We start from the raw sequence: 19,972 nt of genomic DNA on the forward strand, positions 1-19,972 counted from the left end.
CTCCCGCGTCGCCTCCGGATATGAACGATACGCGGGAGGTCGGACGGGCCGGGTGGACGGCGGACGGGCGCGGGGGTCAGCCGGTCTGGAGGGCGGCCGCGGCGGCTCGCAGGTCGGGGAGGCGGGCGTAGAGGGCGGCGCCGGGGCATTCGGTGGCGACGGCGTCCCGGTGGCCGGAGACGGCGTCGAAGTCGACGACGGTGCCCTTGGGGTAGCGGCTGGCGTCCGAGCCGGAGGTGAGCTGGGTCCGGCCGTCGGCGGGCCGGCCGGTGAGGCCGAGCTTCCAGGCGGCGAGGGCGGCGAGGCCGTCGAGGACGGGGCCGGGCGGCTGGTCGCCGTCGTAGGTGCCGATCGCGGCGACCCCGGTGGAGTCGGTGTTGAAGCCGAGGGTGTGGGCGCCGTGGACGGGCAGGTCGACGCCGCCGGCCCGGCCCTCGTAGACGGTGCCGCAGCGGTCGACCAGGAAGTTGTAGCCGATGTCCCGCCAGCCGTTGGTCTTCACGTGGTAGACGTAGATCGCCCGGATCACCCGGGGTGCGTCGGCGCAGGCGTAGTCGGTGGCGGTGGCGGTGTGGTGGACGAAGACCTCGCGGACCGGGCCGGTGTACTCGAAGTCCTGGTCGCGCAGTGACTCGTCGGCGCCCCAGCCGGCCCGGGTGACGATCCCCGGGCGCGGGGCCTGGCCGCCGGCCGACCCGGCGGTCGGCCTCGACGGCGGCTCGACGGACGGCGGCGTCGTCGGCTGACCGGACGACGGCTTCGGCGGCTCGACGGACGGCGGCGCAGTCGGCCCACCGGACGGCGGCTCGACGGGCGGTTCCGCGGGCAGGGTCCGTACGGCGGTCGAGGGTGCGCCCCGCCCCGGGTCGACCAGGTCGAGCCGCAGCCCGGGCGGCACTCCGGCGGGCCCGGGCCTGACCTCGACCGCGACGCCGTCGCTGCGTCCGGTCCACAGCGGGGCGGTGGCGCCGTGCGCCGCGTCGTCGGGGCCGTCCGAGGCCTCGGTCTCCAGGCGGTGCCAGCCGCTCCAGCGGCCGGTGGCCGCGTCCCGGGTGCGGACCCGGACCACCGCGTCGGCGAGCGCCCGCGTCGGGCCGTCCCAGCCGAGGCCGAGGAGTTCGAAGGGTTCGGTGCCGCGCGGGGCGAGGACGGCCCCGGCGGGCAGCGGCAGCGTGGTGGTCGAGCCGCCACCGGCGAAGTCGTGGCGCTGCGGGGCCGGCGAGGAGGTCGCGGTGGCGGCGGGCTGGAGGAGCAGGGCGGCGGTGCAGCCGGCGAGCAGGGCGGCCGGGAGCGAGCGGCGCGCGGCCGTGGTTGAGAGGCGCATAGTCCGGATCGTCGCCGCAAACCCGCCCGCCCGCCACGCCGCTGCGCGCCCGTTCGGCCGCCCCTCCCGGCCGCCCACCCGAAGGCCGTAGGCTGGGGCGCACCATGACTGCGCCTTTCGCTGCCGATGCCCGCACCCCCATCGAGCTGCTGCACGCATTCCTGCGCGGCGGCACCCCTTCGGTCGATCCCGCGGCCCCGATGGTCACCTTCTACGACGACGCCACCGGCGAACGGGTGGAGCTGTCCGCCCGGACCTTCGACAACTGGGTGGCCAAGACCGCCAACCTCCTCCAGGACGAGCTGAACGCCGGCCCCGGCGACCGGGCGGCGCTGCTGCTGCCCGCCCACTGGCAGAGCGCCGTCTGGCTGCTGGCCTGCTGGTCGGTCGGGGTGGCGGCGGTGCCGGGCGGCGACCCGGCCGCCGCCGACCTGGTGGTCAGCGGCCCGGACGGGCTGGAGTCCGCCCAGGCCTGCGAGGGCGAGCGGGTCGCGCTCGCCCTGCGGCCGCTCGGCGGCCGCTTCCCGCAGCGTCCGGACGGCTTCCTCGACTACGCCGCCGAGGTGCCCGGCCAGGGCGACCGCTTCGCGCCGTACTCCCCCGTCGCCCCGGACGGGCAGGCGCTGGAGACCGTGGTGGACGGGCTGCCGCTGAAGCTGACGGGCGAGCAGACCGTGGCGCTGGCCCGGGAGGGCGCGGCGCGGCTCGGCCTGAAGCCCGGTGACCGCGTCCTGTCCACCCTCTCCTACGACGACTGGACCGGTCTGGAGGCCGGTCTGCTGGCGCCGCTGGCGGCCGGCGCCTCGGTGGTGCTCTGCCGCAACTCGCAGGCGCTGGACGCCGGGCAGTGGGAGAAGCGGGTGGAATCCGAACGGGTGACACTGCGCCTCGGCTGACCCCCGGGGCGGGCCCGGCGGGTAGGGATCCCGGCCATGGCCGAGGACGACACCGAGCACCCCCCGACCGCCACTCCCCCGACGAACGACCCCGGGCGGGACGGTCCGCCCACGGGCCCGCCTCCGGGCGGGACCGGACGCCCGCGCAGGCGCCGGCGGTGGCTGATGATCACCGCCGGCGCCGTCGCGTTCCTGCTGGTCGTCACCGGGGCGCTGCTCTGGATCGCGTACCGCAAGCTGGACGGCAACATCCGCACCGACTCGGCCACCGACCGGCTGCTCGCCAAGCTGGAGGCCGAGCGCCCGAGCCGCACCGCCGGGGCCCGGGGCGCCCAGAACATCCTGCTGATCGGCAGCGACGACCGCTCCGGCCCGAACGGCTCGTACGGCGGTGAGGCGGGCACCCAGCGCTCGGACACCACGATCCTGCTGCACCTGGCCGCCGACCGGAAGCACGCGACGGCGGTCTCCGTCCCGCGCGACGTCATGGTCACCGTGCCCGCCTGCGAGCAGCCGGACGGCTCCCGCAGCAGGCCGGCGCTGATGCAGTTCAACCGGGCCTTCGAGACGGGCGGCCCGGCCTGCTCGATCCGGACCGTCGAGCAGCTGAGCGGCATCCGGATCGACCACTACGTGATCCTCGACTTCAGCGGCTTCAAGCGGATGGTGGACACCATCGGCGGGGTCGAGGTGTGCGTGCCGCAGCCGATCCACGACAAGGACGCCAAGCTCGACCTGCCCGCCGGCCGGCAGACCCTGCGCGGCGAGCAGGCGCTCGGCTACGTCCGGGCCCGGGAGAGCCTGGGCGACGGCAGCGACACCCAGCGCATGGGCCGCCAGCAGCAGTTCCTGGCCGCGCTGGTCCGCAAGGTGCAGTCGCAGGGCGTGCTGCTGAACCCGGCGAAGCTGTGGCCGGTGCTGGACGCCGCGACCTCCTCCGTCCGGGCCGACGGCGCGCTGTCCTCGCTCGGCGCGCTGTACGACCTCACCCAGGACCTGCGCGGCGTCCCCTCGGCGGACGTGGTCCTGCTGACCGCGCCGCGCCGCCCGTACCGCTACGACTCGGACCGGGACGAGTTCGTGCAGCCGCAGACCGGACAGCTGTTCGCGGCGCTGCGGGACGACCGGCCGGTCGCCGTCCGGCCGCCCGGGTCCGCGCCCTCGCCGGGCCGCGGGCCCGGCGCGATCCCGACCGCGTCGGCGGGCCCCCGGCCGGGCGGGGTGGCGGCGAAGGCGTCGCCCTCGGCGGGCTCCTCTCCCACCTTCGAGGGACGCACCGCCGACGTGGACGCCTGCGCCCCGCACTGAGCCGGCCTCCTCCGACCACCCCGGCCGACCCGCGCGGTCGCCGCCGGCAGCTCCGGTCGTTTCCGCAATTGCTCGGCCACGAGCGGTATTTACCTCGGCGCTGTCGGAACATGGCGCGGATCACACCGGGAACGACTGCCCCGCGCGGCTCGTCTAGTGTGTCCGGATCGGTCCGTCCGTACGGGTGGTCCGCAGCCGTGACCGGTCGAAGCTAGGGGACCCCCGTGCACGAGGAGCAACCGGAAGCCGGCCGGTACCGGGTGGAGCCCGCGCCGGGCGTCCCCCGGCAGCGCCGCCGGGCCGCCGAGACGCCCGCGGCACCGGCCCCGGAGGGGCGCCGGGACAGCCGGCGGCGGGCGGCCGCGATCGCCAGGCGCAGCCGGCGCCGGCGGGCCCTCAAGTGGACGGCCGGGGCGGGCGCCCTGGTGATGGTGGCGGGCTGCGGCGGGGCGTACTACCTGTACCGGCACTTCAACGACAACCTGACCTCGGTCAAGGTCCAGCTCGGCGACGAGTCCGAGCGGCCCCCGGCCGCCGGGGACGCGCTGAACGTCCTGGTGATCGGCACGGACAGCCGGGAGGGCCTCGGGCGGGAGTACGGCGACGAGGGCAGCACCGGGCACGCCGACACCACGCTGCTGTTCCACATCGCCAAGGACCGCTCCAACGCGACCGTGGTCAGCCTCCCGCGCGACCTGATGGTGCCGATCCCGGAGTGCCAGAACGCCCAGGGGAAGAGGATCCCGGGCTCGGCGCGGTCCGAGTTCAACAACAGCCTCGGCCAGGAGGGGCGCGACGCGGGCTGCACCTGGAAGACCGTCGAGAAGACCACCGGGATCCGGGTCGACCACTTCGTCCAGGTCAACTTCGAGGCGGTGAAGACCCTTTCCACCGCGGTCGGCGGGGTCGAGGTCTGCGCGGCCAAGGACATCAACGACTCCGGGTCCCACCTGAAGATGACCAAGGGGCGGCACGTCGTGCAGGGCGACGAGGCGCTGGCCTTCGTCCGCACCCGGCACGCGGTCGGCCAGGGCGGCGACCTCACCCGGATCCCGCTCCAGCAGCAGTTCATCAGCTCGATGATCCGCAAGATCAAGAGCGACGACACCCTGACCAGCCCCACCAAGCTCTACAAGCTCGCGGACGCCGCCACCAAGGCGCTGACCGTGGACTCCGGCATCGGCAGCGTGGACAAGCTCAAGGACCTCGCGCTGGACATCAGCAAGGTCGACACCAAGAACATCACCTTCACCACCGCGCCCGTCCTGGACGACCCCAAGGACGAGAACCGGGTGATCCTCAAGCAGCCGGACGCCGGGCAGCTGTTCGCGATGGTCGCGGCCGACCGCTCGCTGACCGAGACCGCCGCCCCGCCCGCCTCCGAGGCGCCGGCCACCGGAGCCGCGGCCGCGCCGCCGGCCCAGGCCGCTCCCGCCCCGACCACCCCGGCCGCCACCGCCGAGGCCGCCGACACCAAGGGCGTCCAGCTGACGGTGCGCAACGGCAGCGGCAAGCGCGGGCAGTCCGGGCCGACGGTGGAGAAGCTCCGGGCGAAGGGCTTCGCCAAGGCCGCGGTGGGCAGCGACGCCACGCCCGCCGCGACCACCACGGTGGCCTACCCGGCCGGCCTGGAGGCCGAGGCGAACGCGCTGGCGGCCGCCCTCGGCCTGCCCGGTGACGCCCTCCGCCCGGCCGCCAAGTCGGACCCGAAGGGCGGGCTGCTGCTGGTGCTCGGCAAGGACGTGCTGGACGCCGCCCCCACCGCGGCGCCGGCGGTGCCCACCGAGGCGCCCGAGGACCTCCAGCGGGTGCAGGCGGACGACACCGACGTCTGCGCCAAGTAGCCGCGGCGGCAGGAGGGTTCCGCCCTCCTCGCGGTACCGCCCGGCGGTCCGGGAGCGCGGTCGGCGGCCGTTCCCGGCTGGCCGCGGAGCGGCTCGTCGGCCCGGCGCCGGCCGCGGCCCGTTCGCCGGGGTCCGCGCCCGGCGCGGCCCGGGCCGCACCCGACCCGCCGTCAACCGCCGCCGCGCGCACCGCCGGCAGCGGTGCGGAAACGAATCAGCCGGCCTTCGAGAGCACGTCCTTGGAGGACGGGCCGACACTGGCGATCACTCTTCGGGCCAGCGAGCGCGGTGAGGTCAGGAAGCCGAAGCCCCAGCTGAGGTGCATGGTCGCGAGGGCCACCGGCAGCAGCACCCTGGCCCTGAACGACAGGCCGCGGCCCTCGACCGCCGCGCCGCCGAGGATGCCCAGCAGGTAGGCGCCGGGCACCGCGAGGAAGGCCGGGTGGACGGCGGCGCCGAGCACCAGCCCGACGGTGACCGCCGCCAGCGCGGCCGGCGGGGCGAGGTAGCGCAGGTTGACCGAGCCGCGGTGGTAGCGGGTGACCACCCGGCGCCAGCGGCCGTAGTCCTTGTACTGCTTGGCCAGCGCCCGCACCGAGGGGCGGGGCCGGTACGTCACCTTGAGCTGAGGGGTGAACCAGACCAGACCGCCGTCCTGGCGGATCCGGTAGTTCAGCTCCCAGTCCTGGGCGCGGATGAACTCCTCGTTGTAGCCGCCGAGCTTCTCCAGCACCTCGCGCCGGAACACCCCGAGGTAGACGGTGTCCGCCGGGCCGGCCAGGCCGCCGGTGTGGAAGGCCGCGTTCCCGACGCCGATCTTGGAGGTCATCGCGGCGGCGACCGCGTTCTCCCACTCGGTCTCGCCCTCGGCGTACATGATGCCGCCGACGTTGGCCGCGTCCATCTCGCCGAGCAGCCGGACCGCCGTGGTGATGTAGCCGGGAGTGAGCAGGCCGTGCCCGTCCACGCGCACGATTATGGGGTGCCGGGAGCCGCGGATCGCGGCGTTCAGCCCGGCCGGCGTCCGGCCGGTGGGGTTCGCCACCGTCCGCACCCGCGGGTCCTCCGCCACCAGCTCGGCCGCGATCTCCGCGGTGCGGTCGGTGGAGGGACCGAGGGCGATCACCACCTCCATCGGCCCGGGGTACTCCTGGTCCAGGATGCGCCGGACCGCCGTGCGCAGGTGACGTTCCTCGTTGAGCACCGGCATGATCACGGAAACAGCCGGCAGCTCCTCAGCAGCCTTGGTGTTCATCGGGGCCAACCGTACCGGTGCGGACACGTCCCCGTCTTGTCCCGGTCCGGGCGGCCCGGGGCGCCTCGCGGCGCGGCACCGGTCTTGTGATCAAGGACACCGTACTACCCCTTACGCGCAGGCCGGAAGCGGTGTGGATCCGGTGCCGGTCCGGGGCGGATTCAGAGTGCGTAGTGGACCACGGTGAAGACCGCGTAACCGGTCAGCGCGAGCCGGTTCACCAGGTGCTGGGGGCCGCCCAGCCGGTCCGGCAGGGCCTGCGCCGGGCGCAGGTCGGGCCGGTGGGCGGCGGTGGCGACGGTCCGGGCCAGCGCCACCGGGTCGTACCGGCCGCCGAAGAACGCGGCCAGCCGGACCGTCGGACGGCTGAAGAAGGAGAACTCCCGGCCGGTGTGCAGCCGGATGGTGAGCAGGTCGCGGTGCACCGCCGCCGCGGAGATCTCCGCCCACCGGTAGCTGCGGGTGCGCAGCGCGGTGGCCACCCGCAGGCCGTCGCGGTCGGCCACCAGCTGCCAGGACAGCGTCTGGGCGCAGGCGAGGATGGCCAGCGAGCCGATCCACAGCGGGCGCAGCAGCCCCTCCCACCAGCCGTCGTCGTCGAGCAGCACGACGGCGGCGGCGACCACCAGCGCCGCCAGCGGTCCGGCCGCCGCCCGCAGCGGCAGCGGCATCTCCCAGCGGCGGGCGGCCAGCGGCTCGGCCTCCGGCCCGGCCTCGGGGGCGGCGGCGACGGCCTCGGCGGTCAGCGCGGCGACGGCCTGGTCGCGCTCCCGGTAGCGCCCGGAGCGCCGGCCGAAGCGCGGGGCCCGGGCGGCGGGGGCGACCACGGCCGCCACCCAGTACGGGTCGCCGTCCAGCACGCCGGGGCGGACGAGGAGCTGGCGGTCGGGGCCGTCCGGGCCGACGTACAGCACGGCGGGCACGCTGCGGCCGGCCCGGGCCAGCCGCTCGGCGGCCTCGGCCGGGGTCGCGCGGTCGTACGGCTCCTCGTCCTCCGGCTCGTCCTCGTCGCGGTCGAGCGGCGGTTCGGGGTAGTCGGCGTCCTCGTCCTCGGTCGCCAGGTGTTCGGGCACCCAGGCGGGGGCCTCGCCGTCCGGGGCGGCGTGCCGGGCCCAGCGGTAGCGGTCGCGCTCGACCAGCCGCCAGAGCCCGGGGCCGTCCGGCGGACCGTCCAGCGGCAGCACCAGCAGGTCGCCGCGGGCGTCGGCGCGCACCCGTACGGCGAGCGCGGGGGCGGCGCCGACGAAGGCGGGCCCGGTCCGGCGGGCGCTCGCGACGGCGGCCGAGCCGAGCAGCACCAGGCCGGGCAGGGCGATCAGACCGCCGGCGCTCAGCTGGCCGGAGACGTCGTAGTCGTCGCCCAGGGCGCGCACCGCGTCGCCGTCCACCAGCAGCGGGACGGGCTCGCCGGGCTGGGGGCGGCGCTGCCACCAGACGTCCAAGGCGGCGGTGCGCTCGGGGCCGCCGCCGGGCGGCTGGAAGCGGACGGTCAGCACGCCGTCCCGGTCGCTCCCCTCGGCGGTGCCGGTCACCCGGGTGGCCCGCTCGGCGGCGGAGGCGGCCCGGGCCTGCGCCCAGAGGCCGTACACGGGGAACGCCGCGGCGACCACCAGCAGCAGGACGCCGAGGGCGCGGCGCAGCACGGGCGGGCCGTCGTGGTGGACGGGCGAGGGCGCGCCGGCGGCGGTCCACGGGTAGGGGACGGGCGGGGCCATCAGCTCGTCCAGCTGCTGGCGGGCGCGGCGGCGGCCGGCCTCGGCGCCGAGCAGGACGGCGGTGAGCAGGCCGTGGACCAGCACCGCCGACCAGCGGGCGACCGGGGTGACCAGGCCTCCGGGCAGGTACCAGAGCAGCGCCAGGACGACCGGCGGGACGAGCACCCGGACGCGGGCCCTGGTGGCCAGCAGCACGATCTCGGCGAGCACCGACCAGCCGGCCAGCCCCGAGCCCCAGGTGTCCCGGCAGACGTTCTGGACGTTGCAGCGGCCCACGTCCGGCTCCACCGCACCGGCCAGGAGCACGAACCCGAGCGGGACCAGCGCGAGCCGGCGGCCGTCCAGCCGCCAGGCCGTCCGGGCGGCGCGCCAGCGGGCGGCGGCGGCACTGGTGAGGGGCGCGGCGCTGGGCAGGGGCGGGGCGTCCGAGTCGAACATCGGACGATCATCTCAGCACCCCGGAAACGGAACGCCTGCCCGGCGTAGGTCCCAGGCGCAGGCCTTCGGCAGCGGTGCGGAAACGGCGCAGGGGCCGGGTGCTGTGCGCACCCGGCCCCTGTCCCCCGTCCCCCCTGCCCGACGCCCCCGACGCCGGGTCAGTCCGTCGCGATGGCCGCGAGGACGTTCATCCGTCCGGCCCGGAAGGCCGGGACGAGCGCGGCGAACAGGCCGATCAGCACCGAGGCGGCCAGCGTGACCGCCACCGTGACGGTCGGGACGGAGAGCGTCCCGAGGCCCTGCTCCCGCAGCACCCGCTGGGCGGTGACGCCCCAGGCCAGGCCCAGCCCGGTGCCGAGGACCGCGCCGAACACCGCGATCACCACGGACTCCAGCCGGATCATCCGGCGCAGCTGGCGGCGGGAGAGTCCGATCGCCCGCAGCAGGCCGATCTCGCGGGTCCGCTCGACCACCGACAGCGCCAGGGTGTTGACCACGCCGAGCACCGCGACCGTGATGGACAGCGCGACCAGCCCGTAGATCAGGTACAGCAGGGTGTTGATCTGGGACTGGGCGAGCTCCTTGTAGCCGGCCCGGTCCTTGATGGTCAGCTGCGGGTACTCCTTCAGCGCGTCCTCGACCGCGGCCAGCGTCCGCTCGACGTCGGCGCCCCGGGCGGCCTTGGCGAAGAAGGTCCACACCGGCGGCTGCTCGGCGGCCGGGACGGCCTGCTCCATGGTGTCCACGGCCACGAAGGACCCGTCGCCGAACAGCCCGCCCCGACCGAAGACCGCGCCCACCGGCACCGCCTGGGTGCGGCCCTGGCCGTACTCGACGGTGACCTGGTCGCCGACCTTCAGGCCGTGGTCCTTGGCGAAGGCGGCGCCGATCCCCAGCGAGCCGCGCTGGACCGAGTCCACCGCCCCGGAGTCGACGGTCGGCCGGAAGTCGCTGCCGAAGAAGGTCGGCGGCACGGCGGTCAGGTCGGTCCGGGCCGTCCGCCCGTCCGGCAGCCGGACCTTGGCGGCGAAGAACCGCTGGGTGGTGACGTGGTCGATGCCCGGGGTCCGCCGGACCGCGTCGATCATCTCGGGGGTGACGGCGGTGCGCCCGCCGGAGACGATGTAGTCCGCGCCCACCGACTTGTCGATCTGGGCGCTGGTCGAGGTGACGGCCGAGGAGCTGAACACCGCGGAGGCGATCACCAGCGCCAGGCCGATCATCAGCGCGGCGGCGGTGGCGCCGGTGCGGCGCGGGTTGCGCATCGCGTTGCGCTGGGCCAGCCTGCCGGACGGGCCGAACAGCGCCGGCAGCAGCGCGCCGAGCACCCGGACGACGGCCGAGACCAGCAGCGGGCCGAGCACCACGAAGCCGACCAGGGTGACCACCACGCCGAGGCCGAGGTACCGGCCGCCGGTGGCCGCCTTCTCCGCGCCCGCGCCGAGCACCAGCAGCGCGCCGCCGCCCGCCGTCAGCAGCAGGCCGAGGACGGTGCGGACCACGTTGGCCCGCGACTCCGCCGGGGTGCCGTGGTCGCGCAGCGCGGCCATCGGCGAGATCCGGCTCGCCCGGCGGGCCGGGAACCAGGCCGCGACCAGGGTGACCACGATGCCCAGCGCGTACCCGGCGACGAACACGTCCGGCCCGATCCGCAGGTCGGCCGCCTTGAGGTCCATGCCGATCGCGCTCATCAGCCTGATCAGGCCGACCGCCACGCCCAGGCCGGCCGCGACCCCGAGGGTCGAGCCGAGCACGCCCAGGATCAGCGCCTCGACCAGCACCGAGCGGTTGACCTGCCGCCGGCTGCCGCCGACGGCGCGCAGCAGGCCGATCTCCCGGGTGCGCTGGGCGACCAGCATCGAGAAGGTGTTGACGATCAGGAAGGCGCCGACGATCGCCGAGACGAAGGCGAAGCCGAGCATCGCGTACTTCATGAAGCCGAGGCCCTTGCCGACCTGCTCGCTGCGGTCGGCCTTCTGCTCGGCCGCCGTCTTCACCTGGTACCCGCCGCCGAGCGCGGCCAGCGCGTCCGCCTTGAGCCGGTCGTTGCCGCGGCTGCCGTCGCCGTACGCCTCGACGGTGCTGAAGGCCTCCTCGCCGAGCAGCACCCGCTGGGCGGTCGGGGTGTCCAGGAAGGCGAGCGCCGCGCCCGGGTTGGTGGTGGTGAAGGTGCCGATGCCGACGATGGTGAAGTCGTGCCTGCCGAGCGGGTTCTCGACCCGGAGCCGGTCGCCGAGGCCCAGCTTGGCCTTCTTCACGGTGTCGGCGTCCAGCACCAGCTCGGTCGGGCCCCGCGGGGCGTGACCGGAGGTGATCTTCACCGGGTTGCTCGGGGTGTCGGTCCAGTTGCCGGCCAGGGTGGGCGCGCCGGTGGTCGGGCCGACCAGCTTGTTGGTGGCCGGGTTGACCAGGACGGCGTTCTCGACCATGACCTGGCCGACCGCGTTCCTCACCCCGGGCAGCGCGGCGAGCTGCCGCTCCAGCGCGACCGGGACGGTCGGCGGCTTGACGGCGGCCTGCTGCTCCTGGTCCTCGGCCGGCTTGGGCGGCTGGACCGAGACGTCCGAGGCGGTCGCGGCGAAGAGCTTGTCGAAGGTGCCGGTGGCGGTGTTCGAGAAGACGAGGGTGCCGGAGACGAAGGCCACCGACAGCACGACGGCGATGAGCGAGAGCGCCATCCGGCCCTTGTGGGCGAAGAAGCTCCGCAGTGAGGTCCTGAGCAGCATGGTGGTGTCGGCCCGCCGCTCAGCTGGTGCGCTTGCCGTCGAAGCGGCGCATGCGTTCGAGGACGGAGTCGGCGGTGGGCGCGTGCATCTCGTCGACGATCACGCCGTCGGCGAGGAAGAGCACGCGGTCCGCGTAGCCGGCGGCGACCGGGTCGTGGGTCACCATCACGATGGTCTGGCCCAGCTCGTCCACCGAGCGGCGCAGGAAGGTCAGCACCTCGGCGCCGGAACGGGAGTCCAGGTTCCCGGTGGGCTCGTCGCCGAAGATGATCTCGGGGCGGGCGGCCAGCGCCCGGGCCACCGCGACGCGCTGCTGCTGGCCGCCGGAGAGCTGGGCGGGGCGGTGCCTGAGCCGGCCGGACAGGCCGACCGTCTCCACCACCTGGTCCAGCCAGGCCCGGTCGGGCCTGCGCCCGGCGATGTCCATCGGCAGCGTGATGTTCTCCAGCGCGGTCAGGGTCGGGAGCAGGTTGAACGCCTGGAAGATGAAGCCGATCTTGTCCCGCCGCAGCCTGGTGAGCTGCTTGTCCCTGAGACCGGTGATCTCGGTGTCGCCGATCCAGATCCGCCCGGAGCTGACCGTGTCGAGGCCCGCCAGGCAGTGCATCAGGGTGGACTTGCCCGAGCCCGAGGGGCCCATGATCGCGGTGAACCGGCCGCGCTGGATGTCGACGTCGACCGCGTCCAGCGCGGTCACCCTGGTCTCGCCCGCGCCGTACGCCTTGGTGACCTGACGGGCCGACGCGGCGACGGCGGACGCTCCGCCGGGAAGCTGGGGGTCGTACACGGCTGCTGCCGTCGTCACAGGACTCTCCTAAGGAAGATGCGCTCACCCGTTGGCCCCCCAGCCTCGCGGGCCCGCCCGCCGCGCGACATGGCGCGGGCGGTAGTCCTCGACCGGGAGTTGTCTCCACCCTCCCGGTGGACCTGGCCACCGGACCCGACGGAACCGGGCCGTTTCCTGGCGGGTGGGGATGTGTGAACCACGTTAGGAGTCGTCGGCGGAGGGCTCGTCATCCGCCGGAATGAAGCCGCTCAACCAGGGTTCTACGGGGCACCGGGCGGCTCCCCCTAGGGGTCGCCGCGGCCCGTCTCGGGGACGCCCCGTACGGGCCGCGGCGACGGTCCGTCAGCCCGCCAGCGCGGGTGCGGCCCGCCGCTCCAGGGCCGTGGCGAAGCCGTCCACGACCGGGGCCAGCAGCGCTTCGGTCGCGCGCTCCACCAGGGTCGTCCCGTCCTCCCGGACGGTGATGTGGCGGTCGAGCACGAACCAGCCCTGGGTGATGTGGCCGGCACCCATCGAGCTGAGCACCGGGCGCAGCGCGTAGTCCACCGCGAGGACGTGCGCGGGCGAGCCGCCGGTGGCGAGCGGCAGCACGGTCTTGCCGGCCAGCGCGTGCTGCGGGAGCACGTCCAGCAGGGCCTTCAGCAGGCCCGAGTAGGCGGCCTTGTAGACGGGGGTGCCGATGACCACGCCGTCGGCGCGGGCGAACAGCTCGGTGACGGCGACGATGCCGGGGTGGTCGAAGTCGCCCGACAGCAGCGCGTGCGCGGGCAGGCCGCGGGCCTCGAAGGGGACGACCTGGTGGCCGCGCTCCGCCAGCCGGGCGTCGACGTGGCGCAGCAGGCGGGTGGTGCGGGAGGTGGCGGACGGGGAGCCGGAAACGGACAGGACGACGGCCATGGGTTCACCTCTGGCTGGAAGCGGGGCGGCGCGGTGCGGCGGGGCGCGGCGGCGGGGAGGGAGCCGCGGTGGGGGCCGGTACCGGGGGCGGTGCCGGGGGGCGGCACCGGGGGCGCTACGTCGGCGGACGTGCGGGGAGTGCGGGGACTCGACGGGCGGCGCGCGTCAGCCGCGACAGAGCGAACAGGCCACACCGCGCCGCAGGTCGACGTGCCGCCGACGCGTGAGTGCCCAACGCTGGTCCATGCCCGGAATGCAAGCACGCGGCGTTCGAGCTGGTCAAGAAACGTTTCAGCAGCTGGAACACCGGATGTCCGGACGTTGCGGCGGAACGATCCGGTACGTGCATCAAAACTGCTACAAGAGGCCTGGCGGGCACCCCGGGGGGAGTCAGCCCGACCCGGGTCGGGCATCCTCGTCGGCATGAACACGTGGCAGGAGGGCCGCCCGGGGGGCGGCGGGAACCCGTACGGCGGCAACGGTGGAGGCGGCTCGGCCGAGCCGCCGCTGCCGTCCTCGCTGAACCCGCGCGGGCCGGGGGCAGCCGCGCCACGGCAGCCGCGCCACCCGGCGCAGCCGGGGCACCAGGGGTACCCGGGGCAGTCCGGACACCCGGGGCAGCCGGGGCCGTCCCGGCTCGGCGGCGTCCCGCCGCAGGGGCCCGGCGCCCCTGGGGCCCGCCCCGGCGGTCCTGGCGGTCCCGGTGGCCCCGGCGGCTCCCGCCCGGCCGGTCCCCCGGCGGCCCGGCGCTGGCCGCGCCGGCGGATCGTGAAGTGGTCGGTCTTCGGCGTGCTGATCGCCGTCATGGTGACCGCCGTCTCCACCTGGTTCTGGGCGGACTCCAAGATCAACCACGAGAACGTGCTCGCCGACTACCCCGGCCGCCCGGCCGCGGGCAAGGGCACCAACTGGCTGATCGTCGGCTCCGACAGCCGCCAGGGCCTCACCGACGCCGAGCAGGACGACCTGCACACCGGGCACGACACCGAGGGCAAGCGCAGCGACTCGATGATGATCCTGCACGTCGGGGACAACGGGAACACCCTGATGAGCATCCCGCGCGACTCCTGGGTGCCGATCCCCGAGCACCCGGGCGCCAACGGCAAGCCGGTCAAGGGCACCACCGCGAAGATCAACTCGGCCTTCGGCAACGGCGGCGGCCGGCTGCTGGTCCAGACCGTCGAGCAGAACACCGGCCTGCGGATCGACCACTACGCCGAGATCGGCTTCGGCGGCTTCGTCGGCATCGTCGACTCGATCGGCGGCGTCGAGATGCACATCGACCAGGACATCAAGGACAAGGACTCCGGCCTCGACCTCAAGGCCGGCGACCAGACCCTCAGCGGCAAGCAGGCCCTGGCCTTCGTCCGCCAGCGCCACCAGATGGCCGACCAGGACCTCGGCCGGATGCGCAACCAGCAGAAGTTCCTCGGCGCCCTGGCCCACCAGGCCGCCTCCCCGGGCAACCTGCTGAACCCGTTCACCTTCTACCCGCTGGTCGACGCGGGGCTCGGCACCCTGATCGTCGACGAGGACTGCGGGCTGACCGACCTCGGCTCGCTCTTCCTCGCCATGAAGGACGTCAACGGCGGCAGCGGCAAGTCGGTGACCGTGCCGATCGGCAACCCGGACTTCCGGACCAAGACCGGTGAGTCCGCCGTGCTGTGGGACGCCAAGCAGTCCAAGCAGCTCTTCGACGCCTTCCGGAACGACACCGCGGTGCCGGAGTTCAAGTAGTCCGCCACTTCGCGTGACCGCGCCACCACAATGGGTGGATGTCCCTCGTCACCGCGCTGATCCGCCGCCGTCGCCACCGCCTCCTGGGCCGCCTGGTCCAGGAGGCGCTCGCGCTCTACGGGATGGAGGTTCCCGCCGCCTGCGAGATCGGGCCCGGGCTGCTCGTCTTCCACCGCGGCTTCGGCACCGTGCTGCACCCGTACACCACCCTGGGCGCCGGCGTGACGCTCTACAACGGCGTGACCATCGGCCGGGCCGACCCCTGGGTGCCGCAGGAGGAGAGCGCGATGCGGCGGGTGGTGGTCGAGGACGGCGCGGTGCTGTGCGCGGGCGCCAAGGTGGTGTGCAAGGAGGGCGTGCTGACCGTCGGCGCGGGCACCGTGGTCGGGGCCAACGCGGTGCTCACCCGCTCGACCGGGCCCGGCGAGATCTGGGCCGGCGTTCCGGCGCGCAGGGTGGGCGTGCGGGCGGGCGACTGGGGGCGGCCCTCGCCGGTGCCGCCCCAGCCGGCCGCGAGCCCCTCCTGAAACGCGCCCACGGTCGGCCGCGGGACCGGACGCACGGCCGTGGCGTACCGCTGCGAGGCACCGCCGGGCGGGTACGGCTAGACGTACGGCAGCAGACCGGTGCCGCACTCCGGGAAGCGGACCAGCCACTCCCCCTCGCCGCCGGCCGCCTCGGTGGCACCCGAGAAGCCGTAGTGGATCGGCTGCTCCTCGCCGCTCAGCCACCGCGCGTGGGTCAGCTGCACCGACAGCGAGGCCGGGCGGTGCGGGGCGACGGCCGGGACGGGCGGGGCGGGCTGCTCCAGCACCAGTTCGTGCTCGGTCTCGCCGGGCCGGAAGGTCACCACGGTCTCGGTGCCGGGGCGGCGCGGGAAGCCGCCCGCCGGGTCCGTCCAGTAGGCGGCGACCATCACCGCGAGGGTGCCGTCCAGACTGCCGGTCTCCGGCCGCACGTACTCCTCGTCCGCGACCCAGCGGGCGTGGTGGCGGACCTCGTCCGGGCCCCACCGCTCGTCCCAGCGCACCCAGTAGCCGGCCACGCGCTTGACGGTCATGCCCTCGCGGACGACCCGGACGGCGAACCGCGCCGGGGCGACCGGCTCGCAGCCGGCCAGGGAGACCACCGTCACCTGTTCGTAGGTCACCTCGCCGTCGTCGGCGCCCTGCTCCATCATCGGTCAACCACCTTGCCGCAGAGTCGAGTTCGGCCGCGGTCGGGCCGCGTCCGAAGTCGAGCGTAGGGCCCCGGCGAAGCAGGGCGACAGGATTGCCCGGTTCCGGCCCGGAGGGCGGCGCTCCGGGATACCCTGCCCGCCGCACCGCACCGCACCGCACCGCGCCCGGTCGCCGAAGCGGAAGCCGGAGCGGGAGCGAACGGGTACGAAACCGCCCCGGAGCGGGAGGCCGGAAGATCCGACGTCCCGCTCCGGGGCGGTGTGTGCCAGCTGGCGGCGGTGACTACTCGACCACGCCGGACTTGGCGATGGTGACCTTGGCCGAGGTGCGGCCGCTCTGCGAGCCGAGGCCCTCGATCTTCGTCACGACGTCCATGCCCTCGACGACCTCGCCGAAGACGACGTGCTTGCCGTCCAGCCAGTCGGTGACGATGGTGGTGATGAAGAACTGCGAGCCGTTGGTGTTGCGGCCGGCGTTGGCCATCGACAGCAGGCCCGGGCGGGTGTGCTTGATCTGGAAGTTCTCGTCCGCGAACTTCTCGCCGTAGATGCTCTTGCCGCCGGTGCCGTTGTGGTTGGTGAAGTCACCGCCCTGGAGCATGAAGGCGGGGATCACGCGGTGGAAGCCGGAGCCCTCGTAGCCGAAGCCGTTCTGGCCGGTGGCCAGCTCGCGGAAGTTGCGGGCGGTCTGCGGAACGACGTCGTCGTACAGCTTGAAGACGATCCGGCCGGCCGGCTCGTCGTTGACCGTGATGTCGAAGAAAACGTTGGAAGACATGCAGGGATGATGGCACGATCATCTGCCTGACGCTCGGTACCCCCGGTCGGGCGAGTTCGGACGCGGCTGTGTTATCCGGCCGCGCGGCCCGGGTATGTCGTCCGGTTCACACCCCCCGGCCGGAGCCGGGGAAGCTACCATCGATGCCGGCTTCAGGCCTTGGCGCGGGACGACCAGGATGGTCAGGACGACCGGGACGGTGGGGTGGACGGCATGCGGATCGGCGAACTGGCCCGGCGGACGGGCGTGAGCGAGCGCTCGCTGCGCTACTACGAGCAGCAGGGCCTGCTGGCCGCCCGCCGCACCGAGGGCGGCCACCGGGAGTACCCGGAGGCCGCCGTCGACCGGGTGGTGCACATCCAGGAGCTGTTCGCGGCCGGCCTGCACAGCCGCACCATCTACAAGATCCTCCCCTGCATGCGGGACTCCGACGGCAGCCCGAACGAGATCGCCACCCCGCTGCTGGTCGACGAGCTCACCGCCGAGCGCGAGCGGATCGACCGGACGATCAGCGACCTGCTGCGCTCCCGCGAGGTGCTGGACGAGGTGATCGCCGCCGCCTCCGGGCAGCCGCCGGCCGCCTCCGAGGCCGCCTGAGGGCCGCTCGGGGCCGCCGGGGGCTCAGACCTTCGGCTTGCGGGCCAGCAGGTAGGCCTGCGGGGTCCTCTCGTCCCCCTCCGGCTCGCGGACCGTACGGGAGGTGACCGGCAGACCGGCCTCCCGGGCCAATTCCTCGACCTGCTCCGGCCGCAGCCGGCGGAAGTCCAGCGACACCGGGCGGCCGAACGGCCGCTCCAGGTGCAGGGGCCGTTCGCCGACCTGGAAGGCGAGCATCAGGTGGCCGCCGGGGGCGAGCACCCGGGCGAACTCGGCGAACACCTCGGGGAGCCGCTCCGGCGGGGTGTGGATGATCGAGTACCAGGCCACCACCCCGGTCAACTCCCCGTCCCCGAAGGGGAGGTCGAACATCGAGCCGACGCTGAACGGCACCTCCGGGTGGGCCTGCCGGGCCAGCTCGACCATCCGCGGGGAGAGGTCGATCCCGTGCACGTCCAGGCCGAGCCGGTGCAGCGGGCCGGTCATCCGGCCCGGCCCACAGCCGACTTCGGCCGCCCTGGCGTCCGGCCGCTCGGCGCGGACCAGGTCGGCGAAGAGCGCCAGCATCGCCCGGTCCATCGGCATCCCGCCCAGCGCGTCCCGGTAGCGGTCGGCGTACTCGTCGGCGATGGCGTCGTAGAACACCCTGGTCTCGGCGAGGAAGTCCGGCTCGGTCATGGTCCGGGACCCTACCCGGCGGGCCGCCGCCCGCGGCACCGGTCGCGCGGACCGGCCCGTGGGCGGGAGACGGGCGGCGCCGCCGCTCAGCCGAGCGGCGGGAGGTCCAGCTCGGCGACCGTCTGGTCCCCGCTCAGCTCCCCGGTCGGGCGGAAGCCCAGACCGGCGTAGAACCCCTCCGGGCCGTCCGGGCCGGGGACGTAGCTGACCGTCGCACGGGTGCCGCCGCGGCGGCGGATCTCCTCGCAGACCTGCTCGACGGCGAAGCGGCCGTAGCCGCCGCGCTGCTGCCCGGCGTCGATCAGCAGCCGCCACAGGCCGGAGCGGGGGCGGTCGCCGGGGCGGTCCGGGTAGAAGGTGATGTCGAAGAAGGCCATCACGAAGCCGACCGGCCGCTCGCCGTCCAGGATCAGCCGGGGCCAGGCGGTCTCCCCGTACGCGTACGCCTCGGCCAGCGACTTCACCACCGGCGCGACCAGGCCCTCCTGGTCGGGGCGGACCCGCAGGGCGAGGGCGGCATCGACGTTCTCGGGGGTGACGGGGGCCAGGCTGAGCGCGGCGGGCGTGATCGACATGGCGGGCAGCCTACGGAGCACGGCCGCCCGCCGTCGCGCGCTTTTCCGCCCGGCGGCGGGCCGGCCGCCCGGGGCGCCCCGCCGGAAGGCCGCTCCGCCGGGAGGCCGCTACTCGCCGGCCGGGAAGTCGGTGCCGCGGCCGACCTCCGCCCACTCCTCGGCCTCCTGCCGCGCCGCTTCGAGGGTGCCGAGGACGCCGTCCACCGCGTCGCTGCCGAGCGCCAGCCGCAGCGGGGTCCGCTCGGCGGCCAGCGCGGCCAGGATCGCCTCGGCGGCCCGCGCCGGGTCCCCGGGCTGCTTGCCGTCGGTGTCCGGCAGCCCGGTGCGGACCGGGGCGACCACCGGCTCGTACGCCTCGATCGGGGCGGAGTGGGCGAGCGCGCCGCCGCCCGCGAAGCCGGTCCGGAACGCGCCGGGCTCGACGATCAGCACCTTGATCCCGAAGCCGGCCACCTCCTTGGCCAGCGCCTCGGACAGCCCCTCCAGGGCGAACTTGGTGGCCGAGTAGGCGCCCACCCCGGGGAAGCTGAAGCGGCCGCCCATGCTGCTCATCTGCACCACCGCGCCCGAGTCCCGGGCCCGCAGGTGCGGCAGCACGGCCCGGGTGAGCGCGGCCGGGCCGAAGAAGTGCAGCTCCATCAGGTCCCGCAGTTCGCGGTCGGTGGACTCCTCGACGGCGCCGATCAGTCCGCGCCCGGCGTTGTTCACCAGGACGTCGATCCGGCCGTGCCGCCGCACCGCCTCCTCGACGACGGCCGGGATCCGCTCCTGGTCGGTGACGTCCAGCTCGACCGGGAACAGCCGGTCCGGGTGCGCGGCGGCCAGGTCCGCCAGCGTCCCGGGGCGCCGGGCGGCGGCCACCACGGTGTCGCCGGCCGCCAGCGCGGCCTCGGCGATCGCCCGGCCGAAGCCGGAGTTGGCGCCGGTGACCAGCCAGACCCGGCCGGCGGGGTGCTGCTCGGAGGTGTTTCCCATGATCGTCGATCTCCCGCAATCGTCGTGCCTCGGCAACGAATTGACGATCATTTATGACACCGGCGCGGGCGCCGCGTCCAGGATGGTTCGACGCCGGACGACATACGGCCCCCGACCGCGGAAGGGCGGTCGGGGGCCGTGGACGTACGTCGCCGCAGGTGACGGACTACGGGAGGTTGCGGGCCATCACGATCCGCTGGACCTGGTTGGTGCCCTCGTAGATCTGCGTGATCTTCGCGTCCCGCATCATCCGCTCCACCGG

At 74.8% G+C, this 19,972-nt stretch carries 18 protein-coding genes; 6 read left to right on the forward strand and 12 right to left on the reverse strand.

Annotated elements, in window-relative coordinates; translation table 11 throughout:
* Positions 1–76: 76 nt before the first annotated feature.
* Entirely contained in the window at positions 77–1,324 is a 1,248-nt protein-coding gene (locus ACIQI7_RS37860) for an N-acetylmuramoyl-L-alanine amidase (RefSeq protein ID WP_401119117.1), read from the reverse strand.
* 104 nt (positions 1,325–1,428) lie between these two features.
* Here ACIQI7_RS37860 and ACIQI7_RS37865 point away from each other — a divergent pair, with 104 nt between their 5' ends.
* The 3 genes from ACIQI7_RS37865 (at position 1,429) to ACIQI7_RS37875 (ending at position 5,372) form a co-directional block, all read left to right on the forward strand.
* Entirely contained in the window at positions 1,429–2,220 is a 792-nt protein-coding gene (locus ACIQI7_RS37865) for a TIGR03089 family protein (protein WP_401119120.1), read from the forward strand.
* A 165-nt stretch (positions 2,221–2,385) separates the two neighbouring features.
* A complete protein-coding gene (locus ACIQI7_RS37870; protein ID WP_401119123.1) occupies positions 2,386–3,528 on the forward strand; it encodes an LCP family protein in 1,143 nt (380 codons plus the stop codon).
* A gap of 224 nt (positions 3,529–3,752) precedes the next feature.
* Positions 3,753–5,372 carry an LCP family protein gene (locus tag ACIQI7_RS37875; RefSeq protein ID WP_401119126.1) on the forward strand — a complete coding sequence of 540 codons (1,620 nt, stop codon included), beginning with the start codon at positions 3,753–3,755 and terminating at the stop codon, positions 5,370–5,372.
* A gap of 214 nt (positions 5,373–5,586) precedes the next feature.
* Here ACIQI7_RS37875 and ACIQI7_RS37880 read toward each other — a convergent pair whose 3' ends face one another.
* The 5 genes from ACIQI7_RS37880 to ssuE all read right to left on the reverse strand — a co-directional run bounded on the left by ACIQI7_RS37880 (position 5,587) and on the right by ssuE (position 13,190).
* Positions 5,587–6,627 (reverse strand): glycosyltransferase family 2 protein, encoded by a 1,041-nt coding sequence (locus ACIQI7_RS37880; RefSeq protein ID WP_387760700.1) that lies wholly within the window; start codon positions 6,625–6,627, stop codon positions 5,587–5,589.
* Between the two features lie 161 nt (positions 6,628–6,788).
* Positions 6,789–8,780 (reverse strand): hypothetical protein, encoded by a 1,992-nt coding sequence (locus tag ACIQI7_RS37885; protein ID WP_401119130.1) that lies wholly within the window; start codon positions 8,778–8,780, stop codon positions 6,789–6,791.
* 158 nt (positions 8,781–8,938) lie between these two features.
* On the reverse strand, positions 8,939–11,506 hold the full coding sequence (locus ACIQI7_RS37890) for an ABC transporter permease (RefSeq protein ID WP_401119133.1): 2,568 nt from the start codon (positions 11,504–11,506) through the stop codon (positions 8,939–8,941).
* Between the two features lie 19 nt (positions 11,507–11,525).
* Positions 11,526–12,311, reverse strand: coding sequence for an ABC transporter ATP-binding protein (locus ACIQI7_RS37895; RefSeq protein ID WP_387760697.1), 786 nt, complete (start codon positions 12,309–12,311; stop codon positions 11,526–11,528).
* A 324-nt stretch (positions 12,312–12,635) separates the two neighbouring features.
* The gene (gene ssuE / locus ACIQI7_RS37900) at positions 12,636–13,190 is read right to left on the reverse strand and encodes an NADPH-dependent FMN reductase (protein ID WP_401119137.1); all 555 of its coding nucleotides are present in this window, start codon (positions 13,188–13,190) and stop codon (positions 12,636–12,638) included.
* A gap of 423 nt (positions 13,191–13,613) precedes the next feature.
* Here ssuE and ACIQI7_RS37905 point away from each other — a divergent pair, with 423 nt between their 5' ends.
* Entirely contained in the window at positions 13,614–14,927 is a 1,314-nt protein-coding gene (locus ACIQI7_RS37905) for an LCP family protein (RefSeq protein ID WP_401119139.1), read from the forward strand.
* 38 nt (positions 14,928–14,965) lie between these two features.
* Positions 14,966–15,454, forward strand: coding sequence for a hypothetical protein (locus tag ACIQI7_RS37910; RefSeq protein ID WP_401119142.1), 489 nt, complete (start codon positions 14,966–14,968; stop codon positions 15,452–15,454).
* A gap of 77 nt (positions 15,455–15,531) precedes the next feature.
* Here the strand turns inward: ACIQI7_RS37910 and ACIQI7_RS37915 are convergent, their stop codons facing one another.
* Both ACIQI7_RS37915 and ACIQI7_RS37920 read right to left on the reverse strand, forming a co-directional pair.
* On the reverse strand, positions 15,532–16,107 hold the full coding sequence (locus ACIQI7_RS37915; protein ID WP_401119145.1) for a hypothetical protein: 576 nt from the start codon (positions 16,105–16,107) through the stop codon (positions 15,532–15,534).
* A gap of 283 nt (positions 16,108–16,390) precedes the next feature.
* Positions 16,391–16,885, reverse strand: coding sequence for a peptidylprolyl isomerase (locus ACIQI7_RS37920; protein WP_401119148.1), 495 nt, complete (start codon positions 16,883–16,885; stop codon positions 16,391–16,393).
* A 213-nt stretch (positions 16,886–17,098) separates the two neighbouring features.
* Between ACIQI7_RS37920 and ACIQI7_RS37925 the strand changes: the two genes are divergently transcribed.
* The gene (locus ACIQI7_RS37925) at positions 17,099–17,482 is read left to right on the forward strand and encodes a MerR family transcriptional regulator (RefSeq protein ID WP_401119150.1); all 384 of its coding nucleotides are present in this window, start codon (positions 17,099–17,101) and stop codon (positions 17,480–17,482) included.
* A 24-nt stretch (positions 17,483–17,506) separates the two neighbouring features.
* On the opposite strand, the gene ACIQI7_RS37930 is transcribed toward ACIQI7_RS37925, so the two are convergent.
* The 4 genes from ACIQI7_RS37930 to ACIQI7_RS37945 form a co-directional block, all read right to left on the reverse strand.
* Positions 17,507–18,160: a class I SAM-dependent DNA methyltransferase gene (locus tag ACIQI7_RS37930; protein WP_401119152.1), complete on the reverse strand. Its 654-nt coding sequence runs from the start codon at positions 18,158–18,160 to the stop codon at positions 17,507–17,509.
* An 86-nt stretch (positions 18,161–18,246) separates the two neighbouring features.
* On the reverse strand, positions 18,247–18,735 hold the full coding sequence (locus ACIQI7_RS37935; protein ID WP_401119155.1) for a GNAT family N-acetyltransferase: 489 nt from the start codon (positions 18,733–18,735) through the stop codon (positions 18,247–18,249).
* A 108-nt stretch (positions 18,736–18,843) separates the two neighbouring features.
* Positions 18,844–19,710: an oxidoreductase gene (locus tag ACIQI7_RS37940; RefSeq protein ID WP_401119157.1), complete on the reverse strand. Its 867-nt coding sequence runs from the start codon at positions 19,708–19,710 to the stop codon at positions 18,844–18,846.
* A gap of 166 nt (positions 19,711–19,876) precedes the next feature.
* A partial coding sequence (locus ACIQI7_RS37945) for an acyl-CoA dehydrogenase family protein (RefSeq protein WP_157849844.1) occupies positions 19,877–19,972 on the reverse strand: 96 nt, incomplete at its 5' end.

It is taken from the genome of Kitasatospora sp. NPDC092039, assembly GCF_044756065.1.
Taxonomy (GTDB): domain Bacteria; phylum Actinomycetota; class Actinomycetes; order Streptomycetales; family Streptomycetaceae; genus Kitasatospora.

Bases quoted from the DNA above. Each gene is read 5' to 3' on its own strand.
- ACIQI7_RS37860 (WP_401119117.1), bottom strand. From the start codon at position 1,324: ATGCGCCTCTCAACCACGGCCGCGCGCCGCTCGCTCCCGGCCGCCCTG.
- ACIQI7_RS37865 (WP_401119120.1), top strand. From the start codon at position 1,429: ATGACTGCGCCTTTCGCTGCCGATGCCCGCACCCCCATCGAGCTGCTG.
- ACIQI7_RS37870 (WP_401119123.1), top strand. From the start codon at position 2,386: ATGATCACCGCCGGCGCCGTCGCGTTCCTGCTGGTCGTCACCGGGGCG.
- ACIQI7_RS37880 (WP_387760700.1), bottom strand. From the start codon at position 6,627: ATGAACACCAAGGCTGCTGAGGAGCTGCCGGCTGTTTCCGTGATCATG.
- ACIQI7_RS37885 (WP_401119130.1), bottom strand. From the start codon at position 8,780: ATGTTCGACTCGGACGCCCCGCCCCTGCCCAGCGCCGCGCCCCTCACC.
- ACIQI7_RS37890 (WP_401119133.1), bottom strand. From the start codon at position 11,506: ATGCTGCTCAGGACCTCACTGCGGAGCTTCTTCGCCCACAAGGGCCGG.
- ssuE (WP_401119137.1), bottom strand. From the start codon at position 13,190: ATGGCCGTCGTCCTGTCCGTTTCCGGCTCCCCGTCCGCCACCTCCCGC.
- ACIQI7_RS37905 (WP_401119139.1), top strand. From the start codon at position 13,614: ATGAACACGTGGCAGGAGGGCCGCCCGGGGGGCGGCGGGAACCCGTAC.
- ACIQI7_RS37910 (WP_401119142.1), top strand. From the start codon at position 14,966: ATGTCCCTCGTCACCGCGCTGATCCGCCGCCGTCGCCACCGCCTCCTG.
- ACIQI7_RS37915 (WP_401119145.1), bottom strand. From the start codon at position 16,107: ATGATGGAGCAGGGCGCCGACGACGGCGAGGTGACCTACGAACAGGTG.
- ACIQI7_RS37920 (WP_401119148.1), bottom strand. From the start codon at position 16,885: ATGTCTTCCAACGTTTTCTTCGACATCACGGTCAACGACGAGCCGGCC.
- ACIQI7_RS37925 (WP_401119150.1), top strand. From the start codon at position 17,099: ATGCGGATCGGCGAACTGGCCCGGCGGACGGGCGTGAGCGAGCGCTCG.
- ACIQI7_RS37930 (WP_401119152.1), bottom strand. From the start codon at position 18,160: ATGACCGAGCCGGACTTCCTCGCCGAGACCAGGGTGTTCTACGACGCC.
- ACIQI7_RS37935 (WP_401119155.1), bottom strand. From the start codon at position 18,735: ATGTCGATCACGCCCGCCGCGCTCAGCCTGGCCCCCGTCACCCCCGAG.
- ACIQI7_RS37940 (WP_401119157.1), bottom strand. From the start codon at position 19,710: ATGGGAAACACCTCCGAGCAGCACCCCGCCGGCCGGGTCTGGCTGGTC.